General features: G+C 68.1%; 13 protein-coding genes. 6 read left to right on the top strand and 7 right to left on the bottom strand.

Annotated elements, in window-relative coordinates:
• Positions 1 to 118: 118 nt before the first annotated feature.
• The gene (gene greA / locus AC0IX4_RS15780; protein ID WP_042573683.1) at positions 119 to 613 is read left to right on the top strand and encodes a transcription elongation factor GreA; all 495 of its coding nucleotides are present in this window, start codon (positions 119 to 121) and stop codon (positions 611 to 613) included.
• Positions 614 to 705: 92 nt separating this feature from the next.
• Positions 706 to 1209 (top strand): FAD:protein FMN transferase, encoded by a 504-nt coding sequence (locus tag AC0IX4_RS15775; protein ID WP_156148810.1) that lies wholly within the window; start codon positions 706 to 708, stop codon positions 1207 to 1209.
• On the opposite strand, the gene ilvA is transcribed toward AC0IX4_RS15775, so the two are convergent.
• From ilvA to AC0IX4_RS15760, 3 genes are all read right to left on the bottom strand, one after another.
• The gene (gene ilvA / locus AC0IX4_RS15770) at positions 1185 to 2402 is read right to left on the bottom strand and encodes a threonine ammonia-lyase (RefSeq protein WP_042573616.1); all 1218 of its coding nucleotides are present in this window, start codon (positions 2400 to 2402) and stop codon (positions 1185 to 1187) included. The genes AC0IX4_RS15775 and ilvA overlap by 25 nt on opposite strands.
• 26 nt (positions 2403 to 2428) lie before the next feature.
• Positions 2429 to 3601, bottom strand: a complete 1173-nt coding sequence (locus AC0IX4_RS15765; protein ID WP_042573617.1) for a cystathionine gamma-synthase — start codon at positions 3599 to 3601, stop codon at positions 2429 to 2431.
• 63 nt (positions 3602 to 3664) lie between these two features.
• Positions 3665 to 5050 carry a cystathionine beta-synthase gene (locus AC0IX4_RS15760; protein ID WP_042573618.1) on the bottom strand — a complete coding sequence of 462 codons (1386 nt, stop codon included), beginning with the start codon at positions 5048 to 5050 and terminating at the stop codon, positions 3665 to 3667.
• Positions 5051 to 5145: 95 nt separating this feature from the next.
• Here AC0IX4_RS15760 and AC0IX4_RS15755 point away from each other — a divergent pair, with 95 nt between their 5' ends.
• Complete coding sequence (locus AC0IX4_RS15755) at positions 5146 to 6114, top strand: SGNH/GDSL hydrolase family protein (protein ID WP_056072519.1); 969 nt, start codon at positions 5146 to 5148, stop codon at positions 6112 to 6114.
• Positions 6115 to 6191: 77 nt separating this feature from the next.
• A complete protein-coding gene (locus AC0IX4_RS15750) occupies positions 6192 to 7409 on the top strand; it encodes an acetyl-CoA C-acetyltransferase (RefSeq protein WP_056069721.1) in 1218 nt (405 codons plus the stop codon).
• A gap of 63 nt (positions 7410 to 7472) precedes the next feature.
• Here the strand turns inward: AC0IX4_RS15750 and AC0IX4_RS15745 are convergent, their stop codons facing one another.
• The 3 genes from AC0IX4_RS15745 to AC0IX4_RS15735 all read right to left on the bottom strand — a co-directional run bounded on the left by AC0IX4_RS15745 (position 7473) and on the right by AC0IX4_RS15735 (position 10746).
• Positions 7473 to 9032 (bottom strand): long-chain-fatty-acid--CoA ligase, encoded by a 1560-nt coding sequence (locus tag AC0IX4_RS15745; RefSeq protein WP_471829805.1) that lies wholly within the window; start codon positions 9030 to 9032, stop codon positions 7473 to 7475.
• Between the two features lie 85 nt (positions 9033 to 9117).
• Positions 9118 to 9783 carry a TetR/AcrR family transcriptional regulator gene (locus AC0IX4_RS15740; protein ID WP_471829804.1) on the bottom strand — a complete coding sequence of 222 codons (666 nt, stop codon included), beginning with the start codon at positions 9781 to 9783 and terminating at the stop codon, positions 9118 to 9120.
• A gap of 114 nt (positions 9784 to 9897) precedes the next feature.
• Positions 9898 to 10746, bottom strand: a complete 849-nt coding sequence (locus AC0IX4_RS15735; protein ID WP_042573622.1) for a Bax inhibitor-1/YccA family protein — start codon at positions 10744 to 10746, stop codon at positions 9898 to 9900.
• Between the two features lie 221 nt (positions 10747 to 10967).
• Between AC0IX4_RS15735 and AC0IX4_RS15730 the strand changes: the two genes are divergently transcribed.
• Entirely contained in the window at positions 10968 to 11417 is a 450-nt protein-coding gene (locus tag AC0IX4_RS15730; RefSeq protein WP_471829802.1) for a hypothetical protein, read from the top strand.
• A gap of 31 nt (positions 11418 to 11448) precedes the next feature.
• Here the strand turns inward: AC0IX4_RS15730 and AC0IX4_RS15725 are convergent, their stop codons facing one another.
• Positions 11449 to 12570 (bottom strand): class I SAM-dependent methyltransferase, encoded by a 1122-nt coding sequence (locus AC0IX4_RS15725; RefSeq protein ID WP_471829801.1) that lies wholly within the window; start codon positions 12568 to 12570, stop codon positions 11449 to 11451.
• An 82-nt stretch (positions 12571 to 12652) separates the two neighbouring features.
• Between AC0IX4_RS15725 and AC0IX4_RS15720 the strand changes: the two genes are divergently transcribed.
• Positions 12653 to 13648, top strand: a complete 996-nt coding sequence (locus AC0IX4_RS15720; RefSeq protein WP_471829799.1) for an NAD-dependent epimerase/dehydratase family protein — start codon at positions 12653 to 12655, stop codon at positions 13646 to 13648.
• Positions 13649 to 13744: the final 96 nt, after the last annotated feature.

The raw sequence follows: 13744 nt of genomic DNA, 5'->3' as shown, positions 1-13744 counted from the left end.
CGTGACCGAGCTCGCGCCCAGCGCGGGCTTATTTCACGTGCGGGCTCCTCTGTCACACGGCAAGCGACTACGAATACCGGAGCCGAACGGCTCTGAAGAACACGAGGGAGTGATCGAGATGACCGAGACCCAGGTGACCTGGCTGACCCAGGAGTCGCACGACAGACTCAAGGGCGAACTCGACCAACTCATCGCCAACCGGCCTGTCATCGCGGCCGAGATCAACGAGCGACGCGAAGAGGGCGACCTCAAGGAGAACGGCGGCTACCACGCAGCGCGCGAGGAGCAGGGCCAGCAGGAAGCTCGCATCCGCCAGCTCCAGGAACTGCTGAACAACGCGAAGGTCGGCGAAGCCCCCACGCAGTCGGGCGTCGCGCTTCCCGGATCCGTCGTCAAGGTCTACTACGACGGCGACGAGTCCGACACCGAGACCTTCCTGATCGCCACTCGTGAGGAAGGCGCTCGCGACGGCAAGCTCGAGGTCTACTCCCCCAACTCGCCGCTCGGCGGTGCCCTGATCGACGCGAAGGTCGGCGACACCCGCGAGTACCGGCTGCCCAACGACAAGACCATGAAGGTCACGCTCGTCAGCGCGGAGCCTTACCACAACTGATTTCCCGCACGATGTCACAGATCGGCCCCGCACCCGGTGCGGGGCCGAACTGCGTTGTGTAACAGGTGTCGCCCGTGTGCGATGTTCCCGGCATGAGTCTTGCCTCGAAAGCGTTCGCCGGTTTCGACGTCGACGGTCGGCACATCCGCATCGTGATCACCGACGCGGCACGCATCGTCGAGGCCACCGCACTCGCCCGGCGTGAACTCGACTCGGCCTTCGACGTCTTCTCCGCGACGCGGCTGCAGTCCGAACTGCAGAAGCTCAACCGTTCGTTCGGACGCACGATGCGGGTCTCGCCGGCGATGGCCGAGCACCTGCGCCGCGCCCTCGCCGCGGCCGAGAGCTCCGGCGGCGCCGTCGATCCGCTGGGCGCCGGATCAGGCTCCTACCAGGACATCGACTTCGACGGGACGTCCGTGCGACTCCCGCAGTGGGGCACTCTCGACCTCGACGGCACCGCCCCGGAAGCCGCCGCGCGGCGCGTCGAAGCGTCGATCGCGAGGCGCTTCGGGTGCGACGTCGTGATCACCGTGTCCGGCGCCCGACGCGACGACGGCCGCAGCCCGCGTCACTCCTGGATCTCGGCCTCGTAACCTGCTGCGGCCAGCGCGGACAGCACGGCCGCGCGATGATCCGGGCCACGGGTCTCGAGAGTCATGAGAATCTCGACCTCGTCCATCGCCAGGCGTCCGGCCGTCCGCGCGTGGACCACGTCGACGACGCTTGCCGCGGAATCCCGGGCGACGCCGAGCACGCCCACCAGACCACCCGGACGGTCGGGGATGACGATGCGCACGGTCAGGTACCGTCCCGCCGCGCGGAGTCCGTGCGCGACGACGTGCGTGAGCAGTAGCGGGTCGATGTTGCCACCCGACAGCACGGCCACGACGGGTCCGTCGCCGGCGAATTTCTCCGGGTAGTCCATCAAGGCGGCGACGGCAGCGGCGCCCGCAGCTTCGACGATGAGTTTCGCGCGCTCCATGCACAGCAGCAGTGCCCGTGACAGCGCATCTTCGCTGACGGTGATGACGCTGTCCACCATCTCGGTCACATGAGCGAACGGCACTGCACCGGGACGCCCCACCGCGATGCCGTCGGCCATGGTCGTCATCCGTTCGGCGGATATCGGCATGCCCGCCTCCAGCGAACCCGGCCACGCGGCGGCCTGTTCGGCCTGCACGCCCACGATGCGAATATCCTTGCCGCTCAACGCCACCGCGGCTGCGACGCCGGCGACCAACCCGCCTCCGCCGGTCGGCACCACGATGGTGCCCACGTCCGGCATCTGGTCGAGGATCTCGACTCCCACCGTCGCCTGCCCCGCCACCACGTCGATGTGATCGAAGGGGTGGATCAGGATAGCGCCCGTCTCCTCGGCGTATGCCATCGCGGCGATCAACGCCTCGTCGATGGTGCTGCCCACCTGATGGATGGTGGCCCCGTACGCCTTGGTGGCCACCAACTTCGGCAGCGGCGCACCGGTGGGCATGAACACCGTCGACGTGGCACCCAGCTCGGACGCGGCCCATGCCACACCCTGCGCATGATTGCCCGCACTGGCCGCGACGACACCGCGCGCACGTTCCTCGTCCGTCAACCCCGCGATGCGGTTGTACGCACCGCGGGGCTTGAACGATCCTGTGCGCTGGAGGTTCTCGCACTTGAGCCACACCTGGCGGCCGGTGCGGTCGGACAGGACACGGGACGCCACGAGGGGTGTGCGGCGCATGACGGGGGCCAGCAGCGCGGTGGCGCGGTCCAGCCGGTCGGCGGTGAGGAGATCCATGGCTGGAACCCTAAACCCGAATGCTCCTAGGCGAGCGCCTGTTCGATGTCGCCGACCAGGTCTGCGGCATCCTCGATACCGACCGACAGACGCACCAGGTCGTCCGGCACCTCGAGAAGCGATCCGGCGGTGGACGCGTGAGTCATGGCGCCGGGATGCTCGATCAACGACTCGACTCCGCCCAACGACTCGGCGAGAGTGAAGATCTCGGTCCGCGCGCACAGGTCGAGCGCAGCCTGACGGCCGCCCTTCAACCGCACCGACACCATGCCGCCGAAGCGCCGCATCTGCTTGGCCGCGACGGCATGCGACGGGTGGCTCTCGGACCCGGGGTAGATGACCGACGAGACGGCCGCGTGGCCCGTCAGCAGCTCGACGATCTTCTCCGCGTTGTCGCTGTGACGCTCCATCCGCAGGGCGAGGGTCTTGATGCCGCGCAAGGTGAGGAACGCGTCGAACGGTCCCGGCACACCACCCGCACCGTTCTGCAGGAACGCGAACGCCGCGTCGAGCTCCTCGTCGTTGCACACCAGCGCGCCACCGACGACGTCCGAGTGTCCGCCGATGTACTTCGTGGTCGAGTGCAGGACGACGTCGGCACCGAGAGTCAGCGGCTGCTGCAGGTAGGGCGACGCGAACGTGTTGTCGACGACGATCTTGGCGCCGCCCTCGTGCGCGACGGCCGACAGTGCCTCGATGTCACCGACATTGAGAAGCGGGTTGGTCGGGGTCTCGACCCACACCAGCTTCGTGTTCGGGCGCATCGCATCGCGCACGGCGTCGACGTCCGACACCGCGGCGACCGAGTACTCGATGCCCCACTGTGTGAACACCTTGTCGATCAGCCTGAACGTGCCGCCGTACGCGTCGTTCGGGATGACCAGGTGGTCACCCGGGCGCAGCGCGGAGCGCAGCAGGCAGTCGGTCGCCGCCATGCCCGAGGAGAACGCGCGTCCGTAGTGGCCCTGCTCGAGTGCCGCCAGGTTGGCCTCGAGGGGACGACGCGTCGGGTTGCCGGTGCGCGCGTACTCGAAGCCGCTGCGCATGCCGCCGACGCCGTCCTGCGCGAAGGTCGAACTCGCGTAGATCGGAACGTTGACCGCACCCGTGAGCGGATCGGGCTCGTACCCGGCGTGCACCGCGCGAGTGGAGAACCCCTGCCAGGACGTCGTGTCGGACTTGCTGCGCTGCTCACTCATGCACACCAGCCTAACGAGCGGGCAGGCCGGAGGCCGGTCGGGCTGGGTCAGTAGTTCCGTGTGTCAGGAAGCGGTGGTGACGAACCCGAGGAGATCGTGGCGGGTGATGACACCGACCGGCTTACCGTCGTCGACGACCATCACCGCGTCCGTGTCCCCGAGCGACTTCGTCGCCGCCGAGACCGGCTCGCCTGCGCCGATGAGCGGGAACGGCGCACTCATGTGCGTCTTCACTGCGTCGGACAGGTTGGCGCGGCCCTCGAAGACCGCGCTGAGCAGATCGCGCTCGCTGACGCTGCCGGCGACCTCGCCCGCCATGACCGGAGGCTCCGCGCCGACGACCGGCATCTGCGAGACGCCGTACTCCCGCAGGATCTCGATGGCGTCGCGCAGCGTCTCGGACGGATGCGTGTGCACCAGGTCGGGCAGGGCGCCGGACTTGCCGCGCAGCACGTCGCCGACGGTGGGCTCGGCGGTCGCTCCGTCGAGGCGGGTGCGCAGGAAGCCGTACGAGCTCATCCACTTGTCGTTGAAGATCTTGCCGAGGTAGCCGCGACCACCGTCGGGAAGCAGAACGACGACCAGGGCGTCGGGTCCTTCGCGCTCGGCGACTTCGAGTGCGGCCACCATTGCCATGCCGCAGGATCCGCCGACGAGGAGGCCCTCCTCGCGGGCGAGGCGGCGCGTCATCTCGAACGAGTCGGCGTCGGACACCGCGATGATCTCGTCCGGGATGGACGGGTCGTACGCGCTCGGCCAGAAGTCCTCACCGACGCCCTCGACGAGGTACGGACGCCCGGTTCCGCCGGAGTACACCGAACCCTCGGGGTCGGCGCCGATGATCTTGACCTTTCCGCCCGACATCTCCTTGAGATAGCGGCCGGTGCCGGTGATGGTGCCGCCGGTGCCGACGCCGGCGACGAAGTGCGTGATCTTGCCGTCGGTGTCGTTCCAGATCTCGGGGCCCGTGGTCTCGTAGTGGCTCTGCGGGCCGCCCGGGTTGGCGTACTGGTTGGGCTTCCACGCCCCGTCGATCTCGCGCACGAGGCGGTCGGAGACGCTGTAGTAGCTGTCCGGATCTTCCGGTGCGACCGCGGTGGGGCACACGACGACCTGGGCGCCGTACGCGCGGAGCACGTTGCGCTTGTCCTCGCCCACCTTGTCGGGGCAGACGAAGACACACTTGTACCCGCGCTGCTGTGCGACGAGAGCGAGACCGACGCCCGTGTTGCCCGACGTGGGCTCGACGATCGTGCCGCCGGGCTTCAACTCACCGGATGCTTCCGCGGCGTCGATCATCTTGACGGCGATGCGGTCCTTGGAGCTTCCACCGGGATTGAAGTACTCCACCTTGGCGGCGAGCAGGGCAGATCCGGGGGCCACGACGGTGTTCAGCTTCACCAGCGGGGTGTTGCCGATCAGGTCGACGACGCTGTTTGCAATGCGCATGCTCCCATCCTCCCAGACGATCGCCTCGGCACCCCCATCAGTTCGACCGCACCCTGTCTCACGCACCTAGAATCGGACAGGTGAACGGGCGGGAGTTGCAGCAGACCGGCGGTGGCCACGGCGGATGGCGTCAGGCAGCCGTCGCGGGCGCTGCCACGGTCGTGGCGGGGTCCGGGGCGGGAACGCTGTCCTGGGCGGCGTACAAGCATCTGCTGTCCCAAGCTGCCGCCGCCCGCACGGTCATCGGCCGCAGTACCGATCGGCCACCCGAGGCCGACGGCGTCTACGCGCCCGGCGCACGAACTCCTCTGCGATGGCGTCCGGGCGTCGAGTTCGACCTCCACCTGATGATCTTCGGCGACTCCACGGCCGCGGGGATGGGGTGCGTCGTCGCGGACGAGGTGCCGGGCGTGCTCGTCGCTCGAGGACTCGCCGACGAGACCGGCAAGCGGATCCGGTTGAGCACCAAGGCCATTCCCGGTGCGACGTCGAAGGGCCTCGAAGGTCAGGTCGACGCGATGCTCGTCGCCGGCCGCACACGTCCGGATGCTGCCGTCATCTTCATCGGCGCGAACGACGTGACCAAGAAGCACGCCGTCGCCGCGTCCGCGCAACGATTGGGCACCGCGGTGCGGCGACTGCGCGCGGAGGGCACCGTCGTCGTGGTCGGTACGTGTCCCGACCTCGGGGTGGTCACCGCGATACCTCAACCCCTGCGCGCCGTCGTCCGGACCTGGGGACACCGCCTGGCCAAGGCTCAGACGTCGGCGACGCTCGCCGCGGGCGGACATCCCGTCGCACTCGCCGACCTGCTCGCCCCGGAATTCCTCGCGGCACCGGAGCGCATGTTCTCCGCGGACCGCTTCCACCCGTCGGCCGCCGGGTACGAGCTGGCGGCCCGGCAGATCCTTCCGGTCCTCGCCGCGGCACTGGGCGAGTGGTCGGGCGGGCCGCTACCGACGCTGCCCACCGTCTCGGACGTAGCCGAGCAGCGCAGGCTGGTCGCGCGGCTCACGGCGTCGGCGAACAGGCATGTCTCGCGCCTGAGATCGCGTACGTCCTAGTCCCGTAGGTCGGAGGTCCCCGGGCCCGGGGTTACTCTCCAGTCACATCTTCGCCCCACTATTCGAGGAGTCATTCCATGCCAGAGGCAGTGATCGTTTCCGTCGCCCGTTCGCCCATCGGACGCGCCATGAAGGGCTCGCTCGTCAGCATGCGCCCCGACGACCTCGCCGCGCAGATGGTCAAGGCCGCCCTGGACAAGGTGCCCGCCCTCGACCCCACCATGATCGACGACCTCCTCATGGGCTGCGGACTGCCCGGCGGCGAACAGGGCTTCAACATCGGCCGAAACGTCGCCATCCAGCTCGGCTACGACTTCCTGCCCGGCACCACCATCACCCGCTACTGTTCCTCGTCGCTGCAGACCACCCGCATGGCGCTGCACGCCATCAAGGCCGGCGAAGGCGACGTGTTCATTTCCGCCGGCGTCGAGACCGTCTCCCGCTTCGTCAAGGGCAACTCCGACTCCTACCCGGACACCCAGAACCCCATCTACGCCGACGCGCAGGCCCGCACCGAGAAGATCGCCCAGGGCGGTCAGACCTGGGTCGACCCCCGCGAAGAGGGCAACCTCCCCGACGCCTACATCGCGATGGGCCAGACCGCGGAGAACGTGGCCCAGCTCACCGGCATCAGCCGCGAGGAGCAGGACCACTGGGGCGTCCGCAGCCAGAACCGCGCCGAGGAAGCCATCGCCAAGGGCCACTTCGAGAACGAGATCACCCCTGTCACCCTGCCCGACGGCACCGTCGTCAGCACCGACGACGGCCCCCGCGCCGGCACCACCTACGAGAAGATCTCGCAGCTCAAGCCGGTCTTCCGCCCCGACGGCACCATCACCGCCGGCAACGCCTGCCCGCTGAACGACGGCGCCGCGGCCCTGGTGATCATGTCCGACACCAAGGCCAAGGAGCTCGGTCTGACCCCGCTCGCCCGCGTCGTGTCCACCGGCGTCTCGGGCCTCTCGCCCGAGATCATGGGCCTCGGCCCCATCGAGGCATCGAAGAAGGCACTCGCGCTCGCCGGGAAGACCATCGGCGACATCGACCTCGTCGAGATCAACGAGGCCTTCGCCGTCCAGGTCATCGGCTCCGCCCGCGAGTTGAACATCCCCGAGGACAAGCTGAACGTCTCCGGCGGCGCCATCGCCCTCGGGCACCCCTTCGGCATGACCGGTGCCCGCATCACCGCCACCCTGCTCAACAACCTGCGCGCCCACGACAAGCAGTTCGGTCTCGAGACCATGTGCGTCGGCGGCGGACAGGGCATGGCCATGGTGCTCGAGCGCCTCAGCTGAGTCGCGAGTGCCTCGGAGAGGGCGCTTCCCGGGTGTTCCCCGGGGAGCGCCCTTTCCCGTGCGTCAGAAGGCTCGTTCCCGGCCCACCCAGAAGGGTGCGCGCAGATCGCGCTTGAGAATCTTCCCGGTCGCGTTGCGCGGCAACGCATCCAGCACCTCGACGCGGCGCGGCCTCTTGTACGCGGCAAGGTGCTCCGTGCAGTGTGCGGCCAGGCCGTCCAGATCGAGTGCAACGTCACGGGACGGAACGACCACCGCCAGAACGCTTTCGCCCCAACGCTCGTCGGGTACGCCGATGACGGCGACCTCCGCGACCCCGGGGAAGTCGGCCACGACGCGTTCCACCTCGGCCGGGTAGATGTTCTCTCCTCCGGAGATGACGATGTCCTTCACACGATCGCGGATCGTGAAATAGCCACCGTCGTCGACGGTTCCGGCATCGCCCGTCCGGAACCACTCCCCGTCCAGAGCTGCCGCGGTGTCGGCCTCGCGCCGCCAGTAGCCGGCCATCACCTGCGCGCCGCGTACCTGGAACTCACCGATCGACCCCGCGGGGAGCGGCTCACCGGTCACCGGATCGACAACGCGCACCTCGGTTCCGAGCACAGGACGCCCCACCGAGTGGAGCCGATCGGGTCTGGCCACGTCTCGATGGTCGTCCCCGTCGAGGATGCAGAAGACTCCCGACGCCTCGGTCATGCCGTACACCTGGAAGAAGTCGACGCCGAAGGTCGCCATCGCTGTGGCGAGCAGTGCCGACGGCATGGGCGACCCGCCGTAGCCGAGGCAGCGCATCGCCGTGAGGTCGCGGTCGGCGGCTCCGGGTACGGCCGCCAGCATCGCGATCGCCGCGGGCACGAAGAAGGCGTGGGTGACGTGCTCGGCGGCCATCGTGTCCAGCACGACTGGAGGATCGATGGCACGCACCAGCACGGTTCGGCTCCCGGCCGCCAAACCGGCCAGTGCCCAACACGTGCCGCCGACGTGGAACAGCGGCATCGCCACCAAGTTCACGCTCTGTTCGTCGAATCCGAACCCGGCGATCGCCCCCACGCTGTGCGCTCCGACGGAGCGATGAGTCAGCACAGCGCCCTTGGGTCGGCCCGTCGTTCCCGAGGTATAGAGCTGTAGGAACCCGTCGTCCGCACTGCTGCCGAGGACGGTGGACAGCGGCTCCGACGAGGTCAGCCACTGCTCGTACTCGTCGCTGACACCGCCGATCACGATGGTTGCCGGGGTGTGGATCAACTCCCCCGCGATCGAGTCGATCAGGTCCCGGAACTCGTGGCCTACGAGGACGATTCGGGCCTCGCTGTCGTTGAGGACGTGCACGAGTTCGGACGCCGCGAGCCGGAAGTTGACGACAGCGTTCGCCGTGCCGGCCAGTGAACTCCCGAGGGTCGTCTCGAGACACGCGAGATGATTCTTGTCGAGAACGGCGATCCGATCTCCCGGCCGCAGACCTGCGTCGATCTGGGCGGCGGCGTTCCGTCGGACCCGCTCGTCGAGGTCCGACCACCTGTGGGTCACACCCTCGTAGGTCAGCGCGACGCTGTCGGGATCGCGCCTCGCGCGGGCCCTGATCGCGGCCATCGTGTGCCACCGCGGCAGATCGTCGTCCATGCTCGGCGTCCCTTCGACACGGCGTCGGGCACCCATTGACCGTACGCACGGTCAGTCAACCAGGTTGTGACGAGCGCCACAAGGCTCAGGAGAGGGCGATTCCGGCTGCTGCCGCCGCGGCGCCGTCCGGTGCCGCGAGGGCGTCCAGATTCCCGCGGTCGACCAGCAGACCACCCAGCACGGACTGCACGAGGGCCGAGCCCATCTGCGTCGCGCTGAAGCGACCCGTCGGCTCGAACCACGTGTACGCCCAGTGCGCGGAACCGAACAGCAGTAGCGACTGCAGATCGATGTCGACGTCACGGAACAGTCCCTGGGCCACCCCGGAGCGCAGGACCTCCCGCACCGACTCGAGATGGTCGGCTCGCAGACGAAGTCCCCGCTCACCCAGAGCGGGGAGTCGCATCACCTCACGCTGGAACGCCACCGTCGCGTCCCTGTCGTGCTCCTGGTAGAGCATCAGCGCGAACAGCACCGCCGCGAGTTGATGATCCGGTCGCGGCGACCACCCCACCAGACGTGTCATCTCTGCGTTCCGCCGCACCATGTACTGCTCGTGGAGGGCGCCGAGCAGCCGCTCCTTGGTACCGAAATGGTGAACGATCGTGCCCTTGGAGATCGACAGCTCGGCGGCGATGTCGCTGAAATTCGTTCCGTCGTAGCCGTAGCGAGCAACGCGTCGGGTGAAGGCAGCCAGGATGTCGTCCGCACGCCCCTCCCGGCGCGCACGTTCCTGCTTCTCGATTGCCACGGCTCACGCTATCGCGGCGTCCGGTGTCTCACCGGCACCTCGCCCGGAACAGCGGACAGCCCCCGTCCTCTTTCGGAGGACGGGGGCTGTCGGCAGTGATGACGACCGGTGAAACTAGTCGTTGTTGAAGTAGCTCAGCAGTCGCAGGATCTCGACGTACAGCCAGACCAGGGTGATGGTCAGTCCGAGGGCCACGCCCCAGGCTGCCTTCTCCGGAGCCTGAGCCCGGATGAGCTGATCGGCGGCGTCGAAGTCGAGCAGGAAGCTGAACGCGGCGATGCCGATGCAGACGAGGCTGAAGATGATGGCGACGGTTCCGCCGTCACGCAGGCCCAGTCCGCCGGGGGTGAAGAAGCTGGCGACCAGGTTGCCGAGCATCAGCACCACGACGCCGATGAGGGCGCCGACGACCATGCGGGTCAATCGCGGGGTGACGCGGATGGCGCCCGTCTTGTAGACGACCAGCATGCCGAAGAAGACACCGAACGTACCGAGCACGGCCTGCGCGATGAGGGCGCTACCGCCGACACCACCGAATTCGATGGACGTGAACATGAGCGACAGGGCTCCGAGGAACACGCCCTCGAAGGCCGCGTACGCGAGGACCAGCGGCGCGCTGTCCATCTTGCGGCCGAAGGTGGCCACCATGACGAGGACGAAGCCGATGAGTCCACCGCCGATGACGAACATCGGAGCCAGGTCCGGGTTGTTGCTCGCGAGGACGTAGCTGACGATCGCGGCGACGGTGAGGACACCGAGAGTCGTGGCCGTCTTGGTGACGACGTCGTCGATTGTCATCGCACGCTGCTGCGGACCGGTCTGGTACGGCTGCGGCTGGCCCTGCGGAGATCCGTACTGCTGGGTGACCGCACCGGCGCCGGCGGCGGCCGAACCGAACGACGCGTATCCGCCCCCCGACTGCTTGGGCAGATTGCGGAACACCGGGTTGCTGGAAGTGCGCACCGTGTCTCATCCCTTTCGTGTGGTGGAGCCTGTGAACAGAACAACGTTCGGCGACGACGGAAAAGTTCCCATCGGACAAAACGGACTCTACCGGCCGTGATCGGGACCGGACGAGACGGAGGTCGTGCGCGGACGAACACCTGGAGTACACACCACCGGGTTGCGGCCCGCGACCGCTGCCACACGTTTGTGGCCGCAGCGTTACGGGCACCATGGACAGCATGAGCATCGAAGACGGACCCGGAGACACACTCGACCAGAGTGAAAGCCTCGACTCCGAGGAGATCGGCGGGACGAGCGACGGCGACGACGTCGTCACCCCGCCCGACTCCTGGAGCGGAGCGGACAAGTTCGGGACCACCGAACGCGAGGAGCACGACGGCGAGAGCCTCGATCAGAAGCTCGCCGAGGAGGAGCCCGACGTTCCTCTCGAGGAAGAACTCGACGTGCCCGTCGCGGCCACTCCCGACGACGACCTCACGGAGGAACTGGTCGACCGCGTCATCGACAGTGACGACGAGGACGACTACATCCCCGAGATCGAGGACAGCGGCGACTCGTCCGCCATGAAGGACGCGGACGTCGTCGAGGGCGTCGTCGTCGAGAATTCGGCGACCCATCGCGGACAGGTCGACGGCTCACCGGAGGACACCGCCTCGTTCTACGAGTGAGCTCCGAGCAACCGAACAGCTGAATTCACCCTCACCGGATCGACCGGGTGACGGTGAATTTTGCATTCCGTCCCATGACCTCGGTCGGTCCCACCATGCGCCCGAGCATGGGGGTGAAGCGCAGGTGGGAGTTGTGCACGGTCCACAGTTCTCCGCCGGGACGCAGAACCCTGCGTGCGGCAGCGAACAACTTCTCCGCACCTCCGGTGTGCACGGCGGCGTTCTCGTGGAACGGCGGATTGCACAGCACGACGTCGGCGCTCGCGGCGGGTTCCGACGCCATCGCGTCGTCACGCCGGACGGTCAGGGAGACTCCCGATGCCTCTGCGGTCGCGAGAGCGGACGCCACCGCTGCGGCCGACCTGTCCGTGGCGACGATCTCCGCGTCGGGACGCAGCCGAGCGGCGAGAACGGCGAGAATTCCTGTGCCGCAACCGAGATCGACGATACGGCGAGCGTCGGGTGCGGTCCGGTCGAGGAAAGAACACAGGAACCGAGTGCCGATGTCCAGGCGATCCCCGGAGAACACGGCCCCGTGTGCAACCACGGTCATGTCGAGATCGGCAACGGTGGTTCGCACCGGATAGGTGAACGACTCGGCGGGCGTCGGGTCGGAGGCGACGAGGCCGCGGGACTTCTGCGACGCGCGTGTCGCGGTGACGGTGCCGAAGCTCGCCGCCAGGACGTCGTTCATCGAGCGGCTCATGTGCTTGAGTCGGCCCGCGGAGAAGACCCGCACCGACGGATCCGCCCACCGCGCGATCGCCTCCGCGATCTCGGTGAGCTCGGCCAGCGCGCGAGGAAGCTGCATCAAGACCACGGAGGCGCCGTCCAGCAGTCGTCGGTCGAGTGCGTGGTTCGTGTAGACGGCAGCCATTCCCAGCGCATCGGCATTGCGGGCCAACGCCAGTTCGGATGTCAGAGGGTCCTGGTGCACGCGGATGCCGGTCAGGCCGTGGGCCGCTGCCGCGCCCAGCGTCAGCGCTCCGTACCGGTCGCCTATCACGACGACCGCGCCCGGCGTCGCGGCCGACAGCGCGTCGGCGGCCTCGGACAGGACGAGTCTGTCGGAAGCGTCGACGGCGGTGAGGTTGGGCGCCTCCACGTCGGGCGCCCTGCCGAGTGAGTCCAGAACGTCCGCGAGATCCTGCATCGCTGCAGTCTGTCACCCGTGAGGATCGACCGCGGAATCCGTTCCGTGCATGGATCACCGCCTCTGCGGGCATCCTCGGCACATGGGAATCACAGTGGCGGTGACCGGACCGACAGGCGAGATCGGGATGTCTACAGTCGATGCACTCGAGAAGGATCCGGCGGTCGACCGCATCCTGGGTATGGCGCGGCGGCCCTTCGACACCTCGGCACACGGGTGGACGAAGACGGAGTATCGGCAGGGCGACATCCTCGACCGTGATGCGGTGGAGGCGTTCGTCGCCGACGCCGACGTCGTGGTCCACCTGGCATTCCTGATCATGGGCTCGCGGGCCGAGAGTTCGCGCATCAACCTCGCCGGTACCCGGAACGTGTTCGAGGCGACCGTCGCGGCAGCGAAGCCGAACCGGTTGGTCTACACGTCGTCCGTCGCCGCGTACGGGTATCACTCGGACAACCGGGTGCCGATCACCGAGGACACACCGACCAGGGGCTCGAAGGAGCACTACTACTCCGAGCAGAAGGCAGAACTCGAGTCGGTGCTGACGGAGGTCACGTCGGGCTCGGACCTCGACGTCTTCGTCCTGCGGCCCTGCATCGTCGCGGGCCCGAAGGCGCCGGCGCTGGCCGACTCGATGCCGTGGAGGTCGTTCGCCTCCAAGCTTCCCCAGCCGGTGGCCGCTGCCCTCGGCTCGGTGCCTCTGATCCGACCGCTGTTCCCCGATCCAGGACACCCGCTGCAGCTCGTGCACCACGACGACGTCGCCGCGGCGATCGCGGCCGCCGTCACGACGGACGCCGCACCGGGGGCGTTCAACATCGCCGGGGACGGCGTCGTGTCGCTGTCCGAGGTCGCCTCCGCCCTCGGCGCGCAGCCGATCCGGGTGCCGTCAATTCTCGGATCGGCAGCGTCGGCGGTCATCCGGACGCTGCCCGTCGTGCCGTCGATGGTCGAGTGGGTGCATGTCGGCCGGACCTCGGTGGTCATGGACACCTCCAAGGCCAAGCGCGAACTGGGATGGCACCCGAGATACAGCAGTGCCGCCACACTCGACGCACTCGTGTCGTCACTGTCCTGACCGGGCGGGACTTGCACGAGAAGCAGGCGCGAGGCTAGCTTGACCATCGCACTTGAACACCGTTCAAGTCTCGTCCCCGGCCTCAGGAGTTCGCAC

Source organism: Rhodococcus sp. AC861 (assembly GCF_979256035.1).
This window is presented reverse-complemented; position numbering and strand designations above follow the sequence as displayed.

What these genes read in the sequence shown, in the direction of transcription:
- AC0IX4_RS15720 (WP_471829799.1), top strand. Translation starts at nt 12,653, where the DNA reads ATGGGAATCACAGTGGCGGTGACCGGACCGACAGGCGAGATCGGGATG.
- greA (WP_042573683.1), top strand. Translation starts at nt 119, where the DNA reads ATGACCGAGACCCAGGTGACCTGGCTGACCCAGGAGTCGCACGACAGA.
- AC0IX4_RS15745 (WP_471829805.1), bottom strand. Translation starts at nt 9,032, where the DNA reads ATGGACGACGATCTGCCGCGGTGGCACACGATGGCCGCGATCAGGGCC.
- AC0IX4_RS15725 (WP_471829801.1), bottom strand. Translation starts at nt 12,570, where the DNA reads ATGCAGGATCTCGCGGACGTTCTGGACTCACTCGGCAGGGCGCCCGAC.
- AC0IX4_RS15760 (WP_042573618.1), bottom strand. Translation starts at nt 5,050, where the DNA reads ATGCGCATTGCAAACAGCGTCGTCGACCTGATCGGCAACACCCCGCTG.
- AC0IX4_RS15765 (WP_042573617.1), bottom strand. Translation starts at nt 3,601, where the DNA reads ATGAGTGAGCAGCGCAGCAAGTCCGACACGACGTCCTGGCAGGGGTTC.
- ilvA (WP_042573616.1), bottom strand. Translation starts at nt 2,402, where the DNA reads ATGGATCTCCTCACCGCCGACCGGCTGGACCGCGCCACCGCGCTGCTG.
- AC0IX4_RS15750 (WP_056069721.1), top strand. Translation starts at nt 6,192, where the DNA reads ATGCCAGAGGCAGTGATCGTTTCCGTCGCCCGTTCGCCCATCGGACGC.
- AC0IX4_RS15775 (WP_156148810.1), top strand. Translation starts at nt 706, where the DNA reads ATGAGTCTTGCCTCGAAAGCGTTCGCCGGTTTCGACGTCGACGGTCGG.
- AC0IX4_RS15730 (WP_471829802.1), top strand. Translation starts at nt 10,968, where the DNA reads ATGAGCATCGAAGACGGACCCGGAGACACACTCGACCAGAGTGAAAGC.